Source organism: Ginsengibacter hankyongi, assembly GCF_008710285.1.
GTDB lineage: Bacteria > Bacteroidota > Bacteroidia > Chitinophagales > Chitinophagaceae > Ginsengibacter > Ginsengibacter hankyongi.
The window spans coordinates 74,589-95,549 of sequence record NZ_VYQF01000009.1 but is presented as its reverse complement, the minus strand read 5'-3'; the positions used below and the strand labels follow the sequence as shown (position 1 = coordinate 95,549).

At 38.9% G+C, this 20,961-nt stretch carries 13 protein-coding genes; all 13 read left to right on the top strand.

Translation table 11 applies throughout. From position 1 onward, the window contains the following. Positions 1–76 precede the first annotated feature (76 nt). The 13 genes from FW778_RS19715 to FW778_RS19655 all read left to right on the top strand — a co-directional run bounded on the left by FW778_RS19715 (position 77) and on the right by FW778_RS19655 (position 20,770). Positions 77–1,528, top strand: a complete 1,452-nt coding sequence (locus FW778_RS19715; protein ID WP_150416580.1) for a DUF3863 domain-containing protein — start codon at positions 77–79, stop codon at positions 1,526–1,528. A gap of 124 nt (positions 1,529–1,652) precedes the next feature. Then, positions 1,653–3,245: a beta-N-acetylhexosaminidase gene (locus tag FW778_RS19710; RefSeq protein ID WP_150416579.1), complete on the top strand. Its 1,593-nt coding sequence runs from the start codon at positions 1,653–1,655 to the stop codon at positions 3,243–3,245. A gap of 113 nt (positions 3,246–3,358) precedes the next feature. Continuing rightward, a complete protein-coding gene (locus tag FW778_RS19705) occupies positions 3,359–5,263 on the top strand; it encodes an MGH1-like glycoside hydrolase domain-containing protein (RefSeq protein WP_202552376.1) in 1,905 nt (634 codons plus the stop codon). A gap of 187 nt (positions 5,264–5,450) precedes the next feature. Continuing rightward, positions 5,451–7,370 (top strand): MGH1-like glycoside hydrolase domain-containing protein, encoded by a 1,920-nt coding sequence (locus FW778_RS19700; RefSeq protein ID WP_202552375.1) that lies wholly within the window; start codon positions 5,451–5,453, stop codon positions 7,368–7,370. Between the two features lie 128 nt (positions 7,371–7,498). Then, positions 7,499–7,804, top strand: coding sequence for an MGH1-like glycoside hydrolase domain-containing protein (locus FW778_RS19695; protein ID WP_150416576.1), 306 nt, complete (start codon positions 7,499–7,501; stop codon positions 7,802–7,804). Positions 7,805–7,955: 151 nt separating this feature from the next. Continuing rightward, positions 7,956–8,696 (top strand): hypothetical protein, encoded by a 741-nt coding sequence (locus FW778_RS19690; protein ID WP_150416575.1) that lies wholly within the window; start codon positions 7,956–7,958, stop codon positions 8,694–8,696. Between the two features lie 194 nt (positions 8,697–8,890). Continuing rightward, entirely contained in the window at positions 8,891–10,327 is a 1,437-nt protein-coding gene (locus tag FW778_RS19685) for a sulfatase family protein (RefSeq protein ID WP_202552374.1), read from the top strand. A 73-nt stretch (positions 10,328–10,400) separates the two neighbouring features. Then, positions 10,401–12,311: an MGH1-like glycoside hydrolase domain-containing protein gene (locus tag FW778_RS19680; RefSeq protein ID WP_150416574.1), complete on the top strand. Its 1,911-nt coding sequence runs from the start codon at positions 10,401–10,403 to the stop codon at positions 12,309–12,311. Between the two features lie 100 nt (positions 12,312–12,411). Continuing rightward, positions 12,412–14,409: a right-handed parallel beta-helix repeat-containing protein gene (locus FW778_RS19675; RefSeq protein ID WP_202552373.1), complete on the top strand. Its 1,998-nt coding sequence runs from the start codon at positions 12,412–12,414 to the stop codon at positions 14,407–14,409. A 42-nt stretch (positions 14,410–14,451) separates the two neighbouring features. Next, entirely contained in the window at positions 14,452–17,193 is a 2,742-nt protein-coding gene (locus tag FW778_RS19670; protein WP_150416573.1) for a glycosyl hydrolase, read from the top strand. Between the two features lie 103 nt (positions 17,194–17,296). Continuing rightward, positions 17,297–18,559 carry an aminotransferase class V-fold PLP-dependent enzyme gene (locus FW778_RS19665; protein ID WP_150416572.1) on the top strand — a complete coding sequence of 421 codons (1,263 nt, stop codon included), beginning with the start codon at positions 17,297–17,299 and terminating at the stop codon, positions 18,557–18,559. A 259-nt stretch (positions 18,560–18,818) separates the two neighbouring features. Beyond that, on the top strand, positions 18,819–20,105 hold the full coding sequence (locus tag FW778_RS19660; protein ID WP_202552372.1) for a glycoside hydrolase family 27 protein: 1,287 nt from the start codon (positions 18,819–18,821) through the stop codon (positions 20,103–20,105). Between the two features lie 167 nt (positions 20,106–20,272). Next, positions 20,273–20,770: a family 43 glycosylhydrolase gene (locus FW778_RS19655; RefSeq protein WP_150416570.1), complete on the top strand. Its 498-nt coding sequence runs from the start codon at positions 20,273–20,275 to the stop codon at positions 20,768–20,770. Positions 20,771–20,961: the final 191 nt, after the last annotated feature.

Genomic DNA, 20,961 nt, shown 5'->3' with positions numbered 1-20,961 from the left:
AGAGGAATATCCAGTTGTGTTAAAAATAGCGAAGAGGCATCAGGTTTATATTGTTACATTTTTATAATCATAAAATATGAATAAGCTTGAAAAATTACGAAAATTAATTTTTAAAATACTCTTAGTATTTATTATAGCGTGTTCATTTTGTGAATTAGTAACAGCTCAGGAAATTCCCGGACTTCAATTAATGGGTCACCGTTTTTTTACACTTAGTACGGTCGTTCGGGTTCGTCAGGTTGAAGTATCAAGAGATTCGGCTTATGGTCCAGATGAATCAAGCGTGCACAGTCCGGCTGAAGCACGCATTTTCCGGGAAACAGTGGCAAATGCATGGCCGGGAGCCAGAATTACGTGGGCCTTCAGCTGGCTTGCCTTAAAAGATAATCGTCCCAACTATCGTGAGCTAAAAAAACTGGTTGTTTCATATCATAAAAAGTATGGTGATGAGATCACCTTTATTCCCGGAGCCTATTTTGCCAATATGTATAATACCCGCGAACAGGTTAGCCGGGATTTGCACGATGGCTTGAAAATGGTATCTCAAATGGTTGGCAATAATTACCGTCCTCTTGCGGTCATTGCCGGGTTTCTTTCATCAGACAACTTGAGATACCTGGCAGAAAAAGAAGGAATTCATGTTTGCCAGGGTAATATCTGGAGTCAATATTCTGTTGACAATGGCGACGGGGAGGGTTCCATATCTTATCCATATTATCCTTCACTTGAACATTTTTGCAAACCGGCACAGGGAAAGAAAGATTTTATTGATTGCGTGAATCTTGATGGCTGGACGGTTGATTTTGTAAACGCCATATACCCGGGTGCAAAATTTATTAATGGAAAACGTTGTGGCAGCAGGCAGGGTGTAGGACCTATTGAGACCGTGATCCGCCTCGGCACGGAGCAGGGAATCAAAGAAATGCTTTCCTGCACGTCGGCTCATTTTGATACCGGATTTGCACTAAATGGATTTGCCTGGGTAACCTGTATCTGGGAATTAAGTCTTGTCGAAGCAAGAAAAATATATGGATACGACGGACGAAATGGTATGGAAGGTTTGCAAATATGGTTGAGGGAAATGCATAAACGCTGGCCCGATGCCAAATGCATCACACATGGAGAGTTTGGGATGATCTGGCGAAATCATTTCAAAAATAATGACAGCATCAATTACCGTTTCATACAGCGAGGCTCTGGTATTTGCGGTTCAGATTCAAACCTGGAAGTCAACTGGTATATGAATAAAGACTTCAGGCTGGCTTTAATGAGAAACCTGAAAGACGATTCCCCCCAGAAAGTTATCGATTTTACCCGCTATGATCTGAAAGCAAAGGAACCTGATGATCCCAAACCGGGACAGCACGTCCGTAACTGGAGTTTAATGAACAGGCTAAACCAAAAAGGGATCCGTCCGCAGGACAAACCGGTTGATATCAGAAAATTGACTTCTGAAGAGCAGGCAATGATTTATAAAAGATATCCAGAATTATTTATTCGTAAACACGATTTTGAAAAAGATAGATAATAAATACTACTCCCAAGTACTTTATACTACCTAAAAATAGCATAAGCAAGAAGTCACTGGCATTACTGGTAATCAGGGGCAATAAGAACTTAGAAAAAAAGAATATGATTAAAGTATTACTTAGATGAAAAAATATTTGATTTTTTACGTTCAATTAATTGCCGCGTTTTTTTACGTCAGTTCCTTATATGCTCAGGAAATATCTATTATTCCAAAACCTGTTGAAATGACAATTCAGACGGGATGTTTTGTTCTAAGTGGGAAAACATGCCTGGTGGTCGACAATGGAGCCAGCAAAACTGCCGACTATCTTCAGAGCCGCATTAGAGAAGGGCTGGGCATTGTGCTTAAAGAAAACAGTACAGTAGATTGTATCAACAAACTTATTCTTAAGATCGACAAACAAACAGATATTGGTAAAGAGGGTTATAAACTTCTTATTGACGATAATATTTCAATTATTGCATCAGACAATGCTGGCCTTTTTTATGGGGTGCAAAGTTTGTTGCAACTTATGCCACCCCAGGTTTATGGAGAGCATACATCAGAAATTAAGTCATTGGAACTACCTAAACTAAGAATAAACGATTACCCTCGTTTTCAATATCGTGGCATGATGGTGGATATTTCACGCCATTTTGTATCTAAAAAAGACCTCCTGAAGATAATTGATATGATGGCGATGCATAAACTTAATGTTTTACATCTCCATCTTACAGATGATCAGGGTTGGAGAATTGAAATAAAAAGTTATCCAAAACTTACATCAGTTGGGTCTACGGGAGATTTCACCAATCCGGATGGTCCGGAAAAATATTTCCTTAGCCAGGATGAAATCCGGGAAATAGTGGCCTTCGCAGCATATCGCCATGTGATGGTTATTCCTGAAATTGAAATGCCGGGGCATTCCCACGCTGCCAGCAAAGCCTATCCGGATTTTTTTGATGGAGGGAACGCCTTCAACCCCGCTAATTCAGGAACCTTCACTTTTATTGGGAAAATCATGGATGAGATGATAACACTTTTTCCTGCACCATATTTTCATTTAGGTGGCGACGAAGTGGCTGGTGCCACTCATTGGTTAGAAATGCCGGATGTCCAAAATTTTATGAAGGCCAGGGGCTATAAAACAGCCGGTGAAGTAGAAGCGTATTTTGATAGAAAAGTAGCAGATATGCTCATAAGCAGAGGTAAGCAACCGATAGGTTGGGAAGAGGTGGTAAATTCAGATGTAAATAGGAAAACAGTAATCCAGTGGTGGCTCGGTCATTTAATGCCTCCGAAAAATTTAAACAAGGCACTCAGTAATGGAAATCCTGTGATCATGTCGCCAAACTGGTATGTCTATCTTGATTATGCGCAGGCGCCGGGTGAGCCCGGGGCTCCATGGAACGGAAATATAAATGGCCCCAATAGCCTCGAGCTTATCTACAACTGGGAACCGCTTCCGGATACTTTATCTGCAGGCAAGCAAGTGCTAGTTCTGGGTATTGAAGCTCCGTTATGGACAGAATTTATAAAATCAACCAGCTTCCGTGATTATATGATCTATCCACGAATGTCTGCACTTGCTGAAATAAATTGGGTACCCAGGGGTTCAAAAAATCTTAAAGACTTTCATTTCAGGATGCAAAAACAATATATGCGGTATAAAGCAGCTGGTGTGAATTACAGGACCCCTGGCTGGATAGGCGATATTAAATATTTGACACACTAAGCAATATATTATAAAATGATATGTATAGATTGAAAAAAATAACCGGAGAGCATTTCGGGATGATCTTATTAAGATTGATGATTAAATGTGGATCGTATAAATCAGCAATCAGGATGAAAATTAAATTTCTGATCCCCGTCCTGATCTCATTTTTCTTTTTAAATAATAATTTGATTGCTCAAAAAAATTCAATTAAAGATGGTAATGCTGCAAAACAATTGATAAAATTAAATAACCGTCTTGCAACAGGATGGAATACGTGGTATACCAACAGTGTATTATCTCATGTATTATTACCCGCAGGTTTTGCGATCGATCTGCGACTACTAAATCATCAACAAAGTGATACACTAAAGGAAGCCTTAATTGGCAGGGAAGATTATGGTACAAAAGAGCATGTTGTTCCCGGGCCTCATGCCTACGATGGATCGTACACCGATCTCACTGCAGAGTGGAAAAATATTATTATTCGTGTTCAAAGTGCGACCAAAAAAAATGCGTTCTTTTTATTGATAAGTCCGGTAAAACATTCACGAAGTGATTCTCTAATCGTATATCCAAAAATGTTGTGGGGAAAGAAAGGACAAATTACGGTTATGCCAGATAGGATCACGGTTCATACACCTTCCGGTGAAATAAAAATTAAAGTAGCAGGAGGTAAGTATTCTATATCAGATAGTGTTATGACTTTTTCACTGGATCATGTTATCGCTCTTTGCTCTGATCAATCCAGGTCAGCAGAAGATGTTGAAAGGATTATTAATGATTCAAAGAAGAAATTCACTGCAGTAAAATCGGGTTATAAAGAATTGTCAGAAGAGTACAACGCAATGCAAACGGTATTGGCATGGAATACCATTTACGATCCCATCAATAAAAGAGCAATTACACCGGTAAGCCGAAACTGGGCAGCTCCGGATGGTGGCTGGGTGTTGTTTGATTGGGATACCTATTTCGCAGCATACATGCTATCACTAGACAATAAAGATTTGGCATACGCCAATGCAATTGCAATCACAAAAGAGATTACTAAAAAAGGATTTATACCCAATAACTCACAGCCAGGACATAAGAGTGAGGATCGTACAGAACCGCCAGTTGGGGCTATTGCCGTTCTGGCAATTTATAAAAGATTCCCTGAAAAGTGGTTTTTACGGGAAGTGTTCGATGAATTGCTAAGTTGGAACCGTTGGCGATCTGCAAACCGTGATATTGACGGGTATTTGGTTTACGGCACGGATCCATATGACTATGGCACTAATAAATCCCGCTCCGCCACTGAATCGGGAAAGATGAAGGCAGCCAAATGGGAATCAGGGATGGATAATTCTCCTATGTGGGATGATGCAGTTTTTGATACTGCTAATCATCGTATGATGCTGGCTGATGTTGGCTTAATGAGCCTTTATATTGCAGATTGTCAAAGTTTATCAAAGATTGCCAGAGTTCTGGGTAAAACAGCGATAGAGCAAGAGTTAAATGAAAGAGCAGAAAGGTATTCCAGGAAATTGAAAACACTATGGAATGATACATTTGGGCTTTATCTTAATAAAGACCTGGTAACAGGAAAATTCAGTTACAGGTTATCACCCACCTTATTTTACCCGCTTCTCTCAAAAGTGCCTTCACAAAAGCAAGCAGAAAGAATGATTAAAGAACATTTTTATAGTGCGAAGGAATTCTGGGGTCAATACATTATGCCTTCCATAGCACGAAATGATCCGGCATATAAGGATAACCATTACTGGAGAGGAAGAATATGGGCACCATTGAATTTCCTGGTATATCTGGGTATTCGAAATTATGATTTACCCGGGGCAAGAAAGGATATGGTAGTGAAATCGAAAAACCTGCTGTTGAAATCATGGGCAGGAGAGAATCATGTCTATGAAAATTACAGCGCTGAAACAGGGCGTGGAGACGATGATGCAAGAAAATGGAGTGATGCTTTTTATCACTGGGGAGCACTATTAGGTTTTATAAATCTTATTGAAAAGGGATATGTATTCCCTCCTTGATCTTAATAATCATTTATAATAATTAATAGTAAATATTCTCAGGAAGTTCTTTATGCAGCTGGCAAAAATAAAAGGAGCATTGAAACTTCCTAAACTTAGAATAAACGATCACCCCGGATGAGAGGAAATAATAAAAAGAAAGTATCCTGAATTATTTAATAATTAAACTCAAATGAATAGAAACAAGATGAAAATTAAATTTTTGATCGCTGCCGTACTTTCAAGTTTCATTTTCAACACTTACCTACAGGCCCAGCAGATATCCGATCAAGAGAGGAATGTAATACAAATGAGGCAATTGAATGCACATCTTTGCAAAGGATGGAATACATGGAATACCAATAGTGTTTTGTCTCATGTATTATTGCCGGAAGGTTTTGCTATTAATGTACAGTTAGTAAATCATCAAAAAGGAGATACACTAAAGGAAGCCTTAATTGGCAGGGAAGATTATGGTACAAAAGAACATGTTGTTCCAGGACCTCATTGCTACGATGGATCATATACCGACTTAACTGTTGAGTGGCAACATATAAATGTTCGTGTACAAAGTGCCGCTGAAAAAAATGATTTATTCTTATTAATAACTCCAGTCAATTTCTCAAACATGGATTCGCTGATAATAGATCCGCAGATGTTATGGGGAAGGAAAGGAAAAATAAAAATGAGTGATGGTATCATCATTGCAAATACACCATCAGGTGAAATTAGGATAAAAGTAGCCGGAGGAAATTATTCAACGTCGGATACTAGAATAATTTTTTCGCTTGATCATGATATCGCTCTTAGTACTGATAAATCTAAATCTGCTGCAGATATTGAAAGTATTATGAAAGTGTCAGAGAAAAAATTTACGGCGGAAAAATCAAAATATAAAGAAGCTTCAGAAGAGTATAATGCGATGCAAACGGTATTAGCCTGGAATACAGTTTACGATCCCGCAAATAACCGTCTGCTCACTCCGGTCAGCCGCAACTGGTGTGTTGGGTGGCAGGGATGGGTTTTGTTTGAATGGGATAACTATTTTGCTGCATATATGTTATCGTTGGATAACAAAGACCTCGCTTATTCCAATGCAATTGCCATTACAAAGGAGATTACAAAAAGGGGCTTTGTTCCAAATTTTGGATCATCAAAAAATAAAAGTGAAGATCGTTCTGAGCCGCCAGTTGGTTCATTAATCGTGAATGAGATTTATAAGAAGTATCATGAAAAATGGTTTCTTAAAGAAGTATTCGACGAACTGTTAAGCTGGAATCGCTGGTGGGCAAACAATCGTGATATCAATGGATACTTATGTTGGGGATCAGATCCCTATGTTTACGGTAAAATATCGCCCTTTCTTATTAAGGGAATTGGCACAAAAAAGGGAGCACAATGGGAGTCGGGCTTAGACAATTCACCTATGTGGGATGATGCGGTTTTTGATAGTACAAGACATCGTTTGATGCAGGCAGATGTTGGATTAATGAGCTTATACATTACAGATTGCCAAAGTCTTTCTGAAATCGCTAATGCCTTAGGAAAAACCGCAATAGTAAAAGAGTTAACCCAAAGAGCCGATAAGTATTCAAAGAAACTAAGAACTCTTTGGGATGATCAATTTGGTCTGTACCTGAATAAGAATCTTATAACCGGCAAATTCAGTTATCGTTTATCTCCAACCTTGTTTTATCCGCTACTTGTTAAAGTGCCTACTCATAAGCAGGCAGAAAGAATGATCAAAGAACATTTTTATAATCCACAGGAATTCTGGGGTCAATTCATTATGCCTTCTATTACCAGAAATGATCCCGCATTTAAAGATAACAAATATTGGAGAGGAAGGATTTGGGCCCCGATGGATTTCCTGGTATATCTGGGCATGAGAAATTATCAACTGCCCAATGCAAGAAAGGATATGGTTGAAAAATCGAAAAACCTGCTTTTGAAATCCTGGTTAGGAGAGCACCATATTTATGAAAATTACAACGCAACATCTGGTGAAGGGAATGATTCAGGGATGAGTGATCCATTCTATCATTGGGGAGCTCTGTTAGGATTTATTGATATTATGGATAAAGGTTATGTGCCAGCTCCGGAGTTGCCATTGGAAGCTAAAAATTAAATTTTCACTATAGATTTTATGAGATCTATATTATGAAAATAAAAGCCTGTTTTTCCTATTGAATATTTGTTTCGTGAGGGTTTTCCGCAAATTGCAGGGTTTTTATTTTGAAAATTAAATAATTAGTTATGTGGTTCCGGCATGGGAAGCAGAAAATGAAGGGGCATGGTATGGCAATGTTTTGGGTAACAGGAAATACGTCCTACCTCATTATGGGCGAGAAAAGTTTGGTTAGATTAGCGAAGCTGGCTGGAGAAACTGAAATGGCAGCACGGAGGCAAGTATTTATTGATAAGGCAGTGCAGGCTATGAGAACTTATATGTGGGATGAGCACGCGGTGACTTTTTTGTCAGTAAAAAAGGAAACCATGGAGAAAATCCCTGTGGCTAACAATTGGCAGCTGGATTCCACTTGCAGCTGGAGTTCCTACTAGAGAGATGGCACAAAGAAAGGCACAGGTTCTTCAAACTGAATCGGCTGACTAAAAAATACGAACTGAAACTAAAAAATCATAATAAATAATTTACTACTGTTTAAAATAAATCTATTGTTCAATAGCAGTATTGGTTCATAAATAAAATACAATGAATAAATTAATGACCTTATTAAGTTTGACTGGCTCTCTGTTAATTTTTGCGACAAATTCCAGTTTAGCCCAGGAAAAGGATATAATGATACCACCCCTTCAAAATCCTTTTTCGGAGTCATACATCAAAGAAAATCTGAAACAATCCAAACCCCGGCTGATTTACAACAAACAATTAATTGAAGAGCTTAAAGGAAAAATAAAATCAGATCCGGTTATTGCTAATATGTATGAGGCAGTGCGTCTTGCTGCATACAAAATTCTTGATACCCCGGTAATAAAGAGAATTAAAACCACCAATTCTATGCTGGATGTTTCCAGGGAATTACTTCGCAGGATAAACATGCTGGGTTTGGTGTATTTAGTGGAAAAAAATCACATTATTCTTGACCGTATCAACCAGGAGGTGCTTGCAACCTGCAATTTTTCGGACTGGAATCCACCTGTTTATTTAGATGTTGCAGAAATTTCCATGGCGATTTCGTTTGCGTTGGACTGGACACTTGATAATCTACCTGCATCAACGATTAAAAAGGCAAAAAATGCTTTGATCGAAAAAGGTATTTATCCTAGCTGGGAGGAATATGGTGGCGATAAAAGAAATACGTGGTTGATAAATGGTTATAATAACTGGAACCAGGTTTGTAATAGTGGATTAATCGCAGCATCTATTTCAATAGCTGAAGATAAGCCGGAACTCGCTGCAAAAACTATTAAAAGGGCATTCTATAAATATTAAAATACGGTTGGCTGAAAAATTAAAATGATCATCCATGTTTGATAATTCCTGACAAAAACAGCAAATAATGAAGACCGAACAAACATGATAAAAAAATTATTCAAACTACAATATCTTCTGGAAATTCAGTACCAAAATGAATTTTGGAAGTCACTGCCTAATAAAATGTTTTTAAATATTTAAATTATTAAATTATGAGAAATGCATTAATGTTAGCATTTGCTTTTTTGAGTGTTACTCTAGATTCACTTGCCGGAGATAAAACTACACCACCTAATATTATTTTAATTTTTTGCGATGACCTCGGCTATGGTGACTTGTCGTCTTACGGCTCGGTATGGAACCAGACTCCTGAAATCGATAAAATGGCCGTGGAAGGTCTCAGATTTACCGATTTTTATGCAGGGGCACCCGTTTGCACACCTTCGCGGGCAGGATTAATGACCGGTTGTTATGCCCGTCGGGTTGATCTGGATCTAGATGCCGAAAATCAATGGGTGCTTTTTCCTAAGTCGCAAAAGGGTATAAATCCAGCGGAAACTATTTTACCCGAGATGTTGAAAAAAGCAGGATATGCTACTGCTATTATTGGCAAATGGCATTTAGGTGACCAACCTGTGTTTCTACCTGTAAACAATGGATTTGATTATTGGTTTGGGCTGCCCTATTCCAATGACATGGGGATCAGAAAAAATAAGATTCCGCTTTTGCCATTGATGCAGAATGAAAAGGTTATAGATGAAATAAATGAAGATAGCCAAAGTGACTTGTCAACGATTACAAAGCGGTACACCGCCGAAGCTATAAAATGGATCGGTCAAAACAAGGATCATCCATTCTTTTTATATTTTGCGCATACGATGCCGCATAATCCTGTTGCCGCTCGGGAACAGTTTCACCTGAAGACTATTAATCCGAAAGAGAGTTATGGGGCGAGTATAGCTGAAATAAGCTGGTCGACTGGAAGAATATTAGAGTGTCTTAAAAAGGAGGGAATCGCTAAAAATACTTTGGTGATTTTTACTTCCGATAATGGCGGAGCACCACGTTGGGGGGCAAATAACGGAGTCCTTAAAGGCAGAAAAGGCCAGGTTTATGAGGGAGGTATTCGTGTCCCATGTATTGCCTGGTGGCCGGGGAAAATACATCCCGGTGCTACATGTAATGCTCCGGCATCTGTTCTGGATCTCTACCCGACATTCGCGGCATTAGCAAATTTTCAGTTTAACGACAATGTAAGAAGGGATGGCAATGACATTTCAGATTATTTGTTTCATCCTGATGCAAAAAGGGAAGCCCGTCCGTTTTACTACTGGCATGTCGGATATCTCCAGGCAGTGAGATATGGCGATTGGAAACTTAGTTTACTGGGGCGGTTTTCAAAAGAAGAACAGCAGAATATATTGAAGAGCACCTATCATATAGCTGATTTTTCAGATCACATCGAATTATACAATTTACGTGAAGATCCAGGAGAAAGTAATGATGTATCAGAAAAACATCCTGATATAGTTGCTGAGATCCTCAAATTAGCAGAAAAAGAAAAAAGGGAACTTGGAGAATGGACCAACAAAGGGCCAGAAGTCAGAAAAACACTTTATGTGGAATCTCCGGAACCGATTATTAAATGAGAAAATCCATCAAGTCATTTAATGTATTCCTTTAAAAAGAATCAATCATAATTTAATATAAAAAGTAACCCGGATGAAAATAAAAATTCATTTACTACTACTGTTACTGCTGAATTATTTGGACACCAACGCTCAAAAAAAATATAATTCCGATTATACAGGAACGGAATACATACAATTGAAATCTGAACTTGACCGGGGATGGAATACATGGAATACGAATAGCGTTTTATCACATGTTTTGCTTCCTGAAGCTATTGCAATAGATTTTTATTTAAAAGATAAAAATGGGGCAATATTAAAAGAAGCATTAATGGGGAAAAAGGGCAAGGAAGCAGAGACGATATTGCCGCTGGCACATTCCTATGACGGTTCATATACGGAATTAATTATCGAATGGAAGAATATCAAATTAAGGATTCAGTCATGTTCCCGTGGTCGGGATATATGTTTTTTGCTAACGCCGGTTAATATGAATAGCAATGGTGAGGTGTGGATAAATCCCCGAAAAATATGGTGGAAAAGAGAAGGAAACATAAGCATAGACAGCAATCAAATAATTTTTAAATTACCATCCGGTAAAATTACACTTACTGCAAATGGGCAGCAGTTAAGACACAAAGACTCAACTTCACCACATCTGGCTTTTTCTGCACAATCCATAATTGCTTTAACGACGATGCCAAATTTGTCTGTTGAAGAAATTGAAGAGCGGATAAAAGTTGCCAAAACACGCTATGAGCAAAGTAAACACAAGTATGGGGAGAGCGAGGAAGTATATCATGCTATGCAAAATGTTTTAGCATGGGACATGATCTATGACCCCGAAGGACAACGTGAATTGACAACAGTAAGTCGTTTATGGAATACTTACCGGGGAGGTTTTGTGATATTTTGCTGGGATAATTATTTTGCAGCATATATGCATTCGTTAGACAATAAAGATCTTGCCTACGCGAATGCCATTGAAATTACAAATGCTATCACCGGCTCAGGATTTGTTCCTAATTTGAGTGCTTCTATGGGGATTAAAACCAATGACAGATCGCAACCACCGGTAGGATCATTCGTGGTAAGGGAAATTTACCGACATTACAGGGAAAAGTGGTTTCTCCGTGAGGTTTTCCCAAAACTATTAACATGGAATCGGTGGTGGCCCAAGAACAGAGATAAGGATGGCTTTTTGGGCTGGGGGTCATCTCCATTTGAGCCTTACCTGAGAAACTTTGATAAGAATGCGCATTCCAGGTTTGGTGCCGCTCTGGAATCAGGTCTTGATAATTCCCCGATGTATGATAGCATACCTTTTGACACTGTTGCAAATCACCTAGAACTGGCAGATGTTGGACTCATGAGTCTTTACATAATGGATTGTGATGCGCTTAGTGATATTGCAGGAATATTGGACAAACCTGAAGTGCAAAAAGAACTCACTGGCAGAGCACTAAAATACCGTAACAATCTTAAGAAGTTGTGGAGCGAAAAAAAGGGAATCTATCTGAATAAGCGACTGGATAACGGTGAATTCAGTAATGAAATTTCGCCGACTAATTTCTATCCATTACTTGCAAAAGTTCCTACCCAAAAAAAAGCTGAAAGAATGATAAAGGAACATTTTTATAACCCGGATGAATTTTGGGGTAAATATATGTTACCCTCAATTGCGTTTAATGGTCCGGGTTATGAAAACGATTACTGGCGCGGGAGAGTTTGGGCGCCTATGAATTTTCTGGTATATCTCGGCCTTAGGAATTATAATCTTAAAAGCGCACAAAAGGATTTAGTACAAAAATCAAAAGATCTTTTTCTGGAACAATGGCAAAAAAATGGATATGTCTGCGAAAATTATAATGCTAAAACGGGTGAATGCGATGATGTGAGGAATTGTGATTTGTTTTATCACTGGGGTGGGTTGCTTGGCTTGATCTCTATGATAGAAGAAGGCTATATTAAAAATCCTAATGTTGAATTGATGGAAAAGTAACAGAAATAATAATAATTAGCATTTGATGATTTTCTTGTACTGTTATAACTAATTAGGCAAATTAGAGATTGTAATGAAAAAGAACTTAATCCAAAATAAAATGAATAAAATTATAACCGTATTGGTAATTTTATTCTTTCTTATGCTGACCAGTTTGAATGTAGCTGCCAGGGAGTATCATGTATCAAAAAATGGCAGTGATGACGCAGATGGTTCGATGGGGCATCCCTTTAAAACAATAATGGCAGCCAGTAGGGTCGCAAGGGCGGGAGATACAATTACGGTTCATGAAGGAACGTATCGTGAATGGGTAGATCCAAAATACGGTGGGATAAACGATCTCAACAGGATTCTATATCGTGCAGCAGATGGAGTGAAGGTTATTATAACCGGATCAGAAGTTATTAAAGGATGGAAAAAGGCAGGCGAAGGAGTTTGGAAGGTAATACTTAATAATGCCATGTTTGGTGATTACAATCCCTACCGCGAGATTATCGGTGGTGACTGGTTCCTTGATTTAGGTAGGGTTCATCATACCGGGGAGGTGTACCTGAACGGGAAATCATTTTATGAGATCGATTCACTGGAAAAAATTTTTAATCCTCAACCATTAAAAGGAGCACAGGATCAGGAGGGTTCAGTGTACCAATGGTATTGTAAAAGCGATAGCAAAACAACTACGGTATGGGCTAATTTTCATAATGCTGATCCTAACAAAGAATTAGTTGAGATCAACGCAAGACCTGCAGTTTTTTATCCTAAGAAAACGGGTATTAATTATATCACTGTAAGAGGATTTATTTTAAAGCAGGCTGCTACCAACTGGGCGCCACCAACAGCAGAGCAGATAGGGCTAATAGGTCCTCACTGGAGCAAAGGATGGATCATTGAAAATAATACCATCAGCGATTCAAAATCTTCCGGTATAAGCCTTGGAGCCGATCGGATGATAGGGCAGAACTATTCTTCAGTTTATAAAACAAAAAGTGGACACATCAGTCAGCTGGAGACAGTATTCAACGCTATAAAAAATGGCTGGTCGAAGGAAACAGTGGGCTCGCATATTGTGCGGAATAACGAAATCTTCAATTGCGAACAAACGGGAATTTGTGGAGACCTGGGTGCGATATTCAGCCAGATTTACGGCAACCATATTTATAATATTTATGTAAAAAGGCAATGGGGTGGTTTTGAAATGGCGGGTATAAAACTGCATGCACCTATTGATGTATTGATAAAGAATAATTGCGTTCACAATGCATCTAAGGGGATATGGATCGACTGGGAGGCACAGGGTATAAGAATCACAGGGAATTTGTTGTATGATAACAGTTGGATGGATCTTCATATTGAGGTGAGCCACGGGCCACAGATTATTGATAACAATTGTTTCTTATCCAATCTTAATTTGTGGAACCTGTCAACAGGCAGTGCCTTCATTAATAATATGTTTACGGGCCAGATCTGTAAAGGCACGGAGAATGAAAGATTTACACCTTATCATTATCCTCATTCCACTAAAGTAGCGGGGATAATGACAACACAAGGCGGAGATGACAGATACCTGAATAACATTTTTATCAAAACACCGGCGCCGTCCTATGATATTTTTGAAAAAGCCAACAGGCCTAAAAGAAAAAAAGGTACAATGGATTATGGCCTGGGGATCTATAACGACTATCCGGCTATCATGCCCTCATCAGATTATTTTATAAGTGAATTGTCGGAAGTGAAATTACCGGTAAAAGCAGCCAATAACGTGTATATAAATGGTGCTATTCCTTATAAAAATGGCTTGAATGAGTTGGTGGATAAGCAGCCCGATACAAATATACATATCGAGGAAAAGTCAGACGGTATTTATTTGATCATCAAAATAGATAAAGATGTTTTCGGCCATAAAATTAAGATCATTAATAGCCCGGATCTGGGGGAGGCATTGGTACCTGAAGTTGCATTTGAAAACCCGGAAGGCACTCCCGTCTTATTTGATACCGATTATTTTAATCAGAAAAGAGCGCTTGGTAACAATTCAATGCCCGGGCCTTTTATAAGTTTGAAACCCGGTGAAAATGAAATTAAGTTGTGGCCAAAATAGCACCAGCAAAGGCAGCTACGATACGATATATAAATAAATATTATGAAGCCAGTTTATTTTATATTATTCAGTTTGTCCGTACTTTCCTATACGGTTGCAAAAAAGCTGAATCCTGCACCAAACAAAATCACGAAAGACTTTCAAAAGCTTTCTGATGAATTTATACATCCACCCAGTTCAAGCAGACCAGGCGCTTACTGGTGCTGGCTGAATGGAGATGTTACTAATGCTTCCATTACACATGACCTTGAAGAGATGAAAGCAAAAGGAATGGGAAGAGCTGAAATCTGGGATGTGGCAGCAATGTATAATCCTGGAAAAGCTTATGGTACCGGCCCGGAATTTTTGGGACAACAATCTGTAAAATCGATCCAATATGCTTTATCAGAAGGAAAACGACTGGGCATTAAAATGGGATTGATCGGTTCGAGTGGCTGGAATGCCGGTGGCTCATGGGTGAAGCCTGGTTGGGCTGCAAAGGCGCTCTATTATTCAGAATGTAAAGTAAAAGGGCCGCTTTTATTTTCAGATACCTTGCCATTTCCATCTGTTCCGGCACAATGCCCGAAAGATAAAAATGGAAGGCCGGTTTATTACAAAGAGGTCGCCGTCTTGGCAATTCCTGATAACAAGGATAGAAAAATAGTAAGCCTTAATGATGTCCGGATTTTAAATAAAAACTTTAATGGAAAAATTTTGAAGTGGGAAATTCCCACAGGTAACTGGACCTTGCTGCGATTTATTTGTTCCAATACAGGACAGCATTTAATTGTTCCGAGCCCCAATTCCAATGGACTGTTTATAGATTTTCTTGATCCTGATGCAACCAAAAAGCATTTGAAATATATGCTTGATCGTTTAGGCATTACAACGGATAATGCGGAGAAATCGGGTTTAACTTATTTGTCTTTTGATAGCATGGAATTGGATGAAGCGACTTCATGGACTGATTCTATGGACAGTATTTTTCATGATCATAACGGATATGATATTTTACCATACTTACCAGCATTTGCCAGATGGAATTTGCCGGGAGGTAATGATGAGTTTCTTTCACAATTCAAAAAAACAGTAAGTGACCAACTTATTTTAAGCCATTACATCACAGGAAGAAAATTTCTTGCCCGTTATGGGATTCAATTAGTGGCAGAAGCAGGCGGCCCGGGCCCTCCTATCTGGAACTCATGCCCGGTTGAGGCATTGAAGGCTTTGGGAAATGTTAGTGTTCCCCGTGGTGAATTCTGGATACGCAATCGCTACAATATTTTTCTCGTCAAGGAAATTGCCAGTGCTTCGCATATTTACGGATTACATTTGACAGATGCTGAATCTTTCACTACGTGGAGAAGATGGAAAGATGCGCCTCATGATTTGAAACCTTACGTTGATCGCGCCTTTTGTGAAGGGTTGAATAGTATTACCATGCATGCATTTGCTAATACCCGGCCGGAATTTGGTTTCCCTGGAAGGGCTTACCATGCGGGTTCTGATATTAATCCTACCACAACCTGGTGGGAAGATGCTAAACCGTTTATGGATTATTTGTCAAGATGTTCTTATATGCTTCGGCAGGGGCAATCTGTAGCCGACATCGCTTATTATTATGGAGATAAAGCCCCCCATTTTTTTCCTGAATTACAGGGCTCTCCGGATCGGACTGGATTAATTGGATTGAGTTTTGGATATGATTTTGATTTAATCAATACAGATGTTTTATTGAATCGAATGACTGTTTCCAGAGGTAAACTTATTCTCCCCGATGGTTTAAATTATAAGCTGCTTGTAATTCCTGATAAAAAAGACATACCCATTGCTGTATGGAAAAAAATTGAAAGATTGATCGCGGGCGGTGCCCATGTACTGATACAAAATTCTTCATCGATACCACAACATTCAATAAGTTCTGATCTTGTAAATGTAAGTATAGATGCGGCATTGCGTAAATTATCCATTGCAAAAGATTTTACTGGTGATGCCGACAAACTGGATTTTATTCATCGCAAGACAGACATTGCTGATATATATTTTGTAAGAAATAAAACGGATCAAAATATTGTTGAAGACTGTCAATTCAGGTCAACGGGTAAACAGGTAGAATTTTGGGATCCTGTGACAAGGCAGCAATATCTGATTAAAACTTCAGAAACATCCGAAGGCAAAGCAAAACTGAAATTACAATTGCCACCCAATGGTTCCTGTTTTATAATATTCAGTTCGCAACGGCGCCAACTTCCAGGATATTATGTAGCTGGATCAAATTCTGTTACACAGATAAAAGGCCCATGGACTTTATCATTTCCGAGACACCGTGGAGCACCGGATTCAGTAAAACTTGATACACTTATTTCCTGGACAGACTATCCGGATAGTGGCGTTAAATATTTTTCAGGAACGGCAACTTATAAAAAGAATATTGCGATCAGTTCGGCTACTATAAAAATGGACAGTTTAGTTGTTTTAGATTTAGGCAACGTGCGGGATGTGGCAGAGGTAATTGTTAATGGAAGATCTTCCGGGATATTATGGACATATCCTTTTAAACTAAATATTAAAAGCTATTTGAAACCCGGTGAAAATATTGTTGAAATTAAAATTACCAATATGTGGGTGAATCGTTTGACAGGCGATATGAATTTGCCCAAAGGAAAAAAATTTTGTCAAACCAATGTCCCGGATATTACGCAGGACAGGTCACCCGTTGGAGATGAAAAATATCACGTTCAACCATCAGGTTTGTTTGGGCCAGTTACGATCGAAGCTATTCAATATAAATCGATCCGATAAGCAGACGCTAAATTAAAATAATGATGGACAGATATAGAATATGTCTTTTTAAAAAAAGATAATCGACATCCTTAAATATTTTTCTACAGTCTAAATGTTAATTATGAACAAAAGAACTTTTATAAAAAACTTTTCCTTACTCGGTATGACGCCTGCATTCAGCCATCTGGATAAATGGATAAAAAAGTTCGAGAAAATACATCCTGAAGTTTTAGCAGCTGATGAAGATTTTTGGGAAGGCATTCGCAAAGGGTATCGTCTCAAACCCGATTACATCAACCTTGAAAATGGATATTATTGTTTTATGCCTGAAGAAATATTGGAGTATTTTATCACTCATGTAAGGGAAGTCAACTACCAGGGATCTTATTATATGCGCAATCACAGAGTGAAGGATAACAATATCATGGCAGCAAAATTAGCGGCGGTAACGGGCTGTTCCAAAGAGGAACTGAACATAACAAGGAATGCTACTGAGTCGCTCGATCTGGTTATCGGCGGTACACACTGGAAGGAAGGCGATGAAGCCGTAATGGCCGAGCAGGATTATGGGTCAATGATAGATATGTTTAAACTGGTATCAAAAAAATATGGAGTCGTAAATAAAATTATCTCCGTTCCTAATCATCCCTCATCAGATGAAGAGATCGTGGATTTATATGCTAATGCCCTCACTTCAAAAACAAAATTGCTGATGGTGTGTCATATGATCAATATAACGGGGCAGATACTTCCAATTCAAAAGATCTGCGATATGGCCCACAGCAAAGGCGTTAAGGTGATGGTAGATGGTGCACATGCCTTCGCCCATATTACTTTTTCAATTCCTGATTTGCATTGTGACTATTACGGCACGAGTTTGCATAAATGGTTAAGTGCCCCACTAGGTTGTGGGTTCTTATATGTGAAGAAAGAAAACATTTCGGACCTGTGGCCACTGCTTGCGGATAATCCTAAGCTGGATGACGACAATATTCTTCGCCTGGGTCATACAGGTACAAACCCTATGCATACCAATTTATCTATCGCAAATGCATTAGACTATTACTCAAAGATAGGAGCAGAAAGAAAAGAAGCCAGGCTTCGCTACCTGCAGCGGTATTGGACAGATAAAGTGAGAAACCTGGACAATATAATCGTTAACACACCGGTTGAAATTGAGCGATCCTGTGGCATTGCCAATGTTGGTATAAAAGGAATGAAGCCAGCAGACCTTGCTAATGCCCTAATAGAAAAATATAACATTTATACCGTTGCCATTGATAGTGCAAACGTTCACGGCTGCCGCATTTCGCCAAATATTTATACAACACCTGGAGACCTGGATCAGTTGGTGAGGGCACTGAGTGAATTGGGAAAGGCCTGAACGTATTGTTGTTGGTAAAGCCTGGCGCTATAAGATAAACATAGAAAGACAAACAACGGGGCTTTTCTTTTGGTGTTCGATAGGAATTTAAGTTGGAGGCCTAAGGCTTCAACAGGTTTAGATAATTAGGCGAATAGAATCCTGAGTGTGCAACAAGTCGCAGAATTGCCCCTAATCGGTTTCATAGAACTCTGGCGTGGATGATGAATGGTATTGTTCAGGAAATTTTTTATTACATCAACAAATAATGTACGTGCTTATGTTAAAGAAATTCTGGTCGTTCAATAAAACCGAGGTTGTTATTTTATCCAGCCTTCTCTTTGTGAATTTAAATTCAAGAGAAGTAAATGCCCAGCAACTATCTTTTTCCAAATCAAATGGCAAAGAATTAATAATATCCGGCAAAGATCAGCGCAGCATTCAAACGGGTCAGCAAGAGTTGGCGCCAACTTCTCCAATGGGATGGAATACTTGGAATTGGTTTGGTAAGACCGGGATTAATGAGAAGATAATTAGAGAAGTAATCGACGCGATGGCAAGAAACGGACTTCGGGATGCCGGCTATGAATATATTGTTGTGGACGGGGGGTGGAGAGACAATAAACTGGGACCAAATGGTGAACTGCTCGCTAATCCCATTAGATTCCCCCATGGAATGAAGGTTTTGGCAGATTATGCCCATTCTAACGGGTTTAAATTTGGCCTGCACACTGTACCCGGTACCAACGATTGTGGTGGAGACAAAGTGGGTGGTTATGGCCATGAGAAAGTCCAGATACAGCAATTCGTCGATTGGGGAATTGATTTTATAAAACTGGACAAATGTCGGTTTTCAGGTGGATGGAACGAGCAGCTGTTAGAAAGAACCTACCGGAAATGGGCTACTATTTTGAAAAAAAGCGGGAGAAATATTGTTTTAAGTATTAGTGCTTACCAATTCAGGGATTGGAATCCTGAAGTAGGTAATATGTCAAGAACAACAGGCGATATAGGAGCAAAAGTGAATGGAGGAGCAATTTTTGATTCCGTTCCCGGAAGTGTTATGCACATAGCGGAGGAAAATAATAAATGGGCGAAGTATGCAAGACCCGGCTATTGGAACGATCCTGATATGCTCGCGACCGGTGATCAGGGGCTTACCCCTGACGAACAAAAAATTCACTTTGCACTTTGGGGGATCATGTCTGCACCTTTATTTTTGGGAGACGATCCCAGGAAAGTTCCCCAATACGAGAAGGATATTATTTTAAATAAAGAAGCTATTGCAATTGATCAGGATACCACCGGCCAGGGTGTACAACTTAAAGTAAATGGAGATGGAGAAATATGGGCAAAAAAACTTGGACATAATAAAGTCGCCTTATTATTATTTAATAAAAGCCGTTCACAGGCTAAAAATATTGAGCTTAATTTAAGTGAATTAGGAATTCACAAAACAGTAAATGTAACAGATGTTTATGCAAAAAGGAATTTAGGGAAGTTCTCTGACCGGATAAGCTACCTGGTGAAATCCAGGTCATGTTTGTATATGGTAATAAGCCAATAGGAGTTTCGTTAAAGGATTAATTGAATTAAGACAGAATTTTCTATACAAGTAATGGGAATGCGGAACTAAAAATTTACCTGTGCTCAAGTTTAAAGTCAGCGTGTACAATTGCCTTTACCCATACAGAACTTTTAAAGATTGATGAAATATGAAAAAAATTTTCTATCATGCTGGTTTTCGCACTATTTCAAATGTGTGGAATCTGTCAAAATCCAATTCTACCTGTTAAAGAAGGAATGACAGATCCACATATTCATGTTTATGACGGCAAAGCCTATATAGTTGTCGATCACGATAGCTCTATTAACAATAAGTGGTTTGAAATGAATTATTGGGCTATGTATTCTTCTCCAGATCTTGTGAACTGGAAAAAGGAATATACGTCGCATCCGGAAGAAACCTTCATTGGCAGGCCCTACAACGAATGCTGGGGAAGCGGTTTTGCAAAAAGAAATGGCCGGTTCTATTGGTACCTTTCTCAGTATAATCTTGCTATCGGCGTAATGACAGCTCCATCTCCTGGCGGTCCCTGGCGTGATCCGATTGGGTATCCATTGATAAAGCCGGGAACGGCTCCAACAGATCCTTACGATCCTGCTATTGTTGAGATTAATGGAAATTATTATATCGTTTTTGGCGTATGGAATTTTATATATCGAGGTTGAATCATGATATGATCTCACTGGCGGAGATACCCATAAAGATAATTATAAATAATCCTCATGGCCCTTATAATTTGGATGGTCTTAATACAAAAGAACCTACTGATGATAAACGCAACATTCATTTTTATAAGGCGAAATTTTATCCCGAAACGCGGTTATTTAATAAAAGGAGAAAATCAGTTTATAATCTA

Bases quoted from the DNA above. Each gene is read 5' to 3' on its own strand.
- FW778_RS19700 (WP_202552375.1), top strand. From the start codon at position 5,451: ATGAAAATTAAATTTTTGATCGCTGCCGTACTTTCAAGTTTCATTTTC.
- FW778_RS19660 (WP_202552372.1), top strand. From the start codon at position 18,819: ATGTTAAAGAAATTCTGGTCGTTCAATAAAACCGAGGTTGTTATTTTA.
- FW778_RS19665 (WP_150416572.1), top strand. From the start codon at position 17,297: ATGAACAAAAGAACTTTTATAAAAAACTTTTCCTTACTCGGTATGACG.
- FW778_RS19680 (WP_150416574.1), top strand. From the start codon at position 10,401: ATGAAAATAAAAATTCATTTACTACTACTGTTACTGCTGAATTATTTG.
- FW778_RS19705 (WP_202552376.1), top strand. From the start codon at position 3,359: ATGAAAATTAAATTTCTGATCCCCGTCCTGATCTCATTTTTCTTTTTA.
- FW778_RS19690 (WP_150416575.1), top strand. From the start codon at position 7,956: ATGAATAAATTAATGACCTTATTAAGTTTGACTGGCTCTCTGTTAATT.
- FW778_RS19715 (WP_150416580.1), top strand. From the start codon at position 77: ATGAATAAGCTTGAAAAATTACGAAAATTAATTTTTAAAATACTCTTA.
- FW778_RS19710 (WP_150416579.1), top strand. From the start codon at position 1,653: ATGAAAAAATATTTGATTTTTTACGTTCAATTAATTGCCGCGTTTTTT.
- FW778_RS19675 (WP_202552373.1), top strand. From the start codon at position 12,412: ATGAATAAAATTATAACCGTATTGGTAATTTTATTCTTTCTTATGCTG.
- FW778_RS19685 (WP_202552374.1), top strand. From the start codon at position 8,891: ATGAGAAATGCATTAATGTTAGCATTTGCTTTTTTGAGTGTTACTCTA.
- FW778_RS19670 (WP_150416573.1), top strand. From the start codon at position 14,452: ATGAAGCCAGTTTATTTTATATTATTCAGTTTGTCCGTACTTTCCTAT.
- FW778_RS19695 (WP_150416576.1), top strand. From the start codon at position 7,499: ATGTGGTTCCGGCATGGGAAGCAGAAAATGAAGGGGCATGGTATGGCA.
- FW778_RS19655 (WP_150416570.1), top strand. From the start codon at position 20,273: ATGCTGGTTTTCGCACTATTTCAAATGTGTGGAATCTGTCAAAATCCA.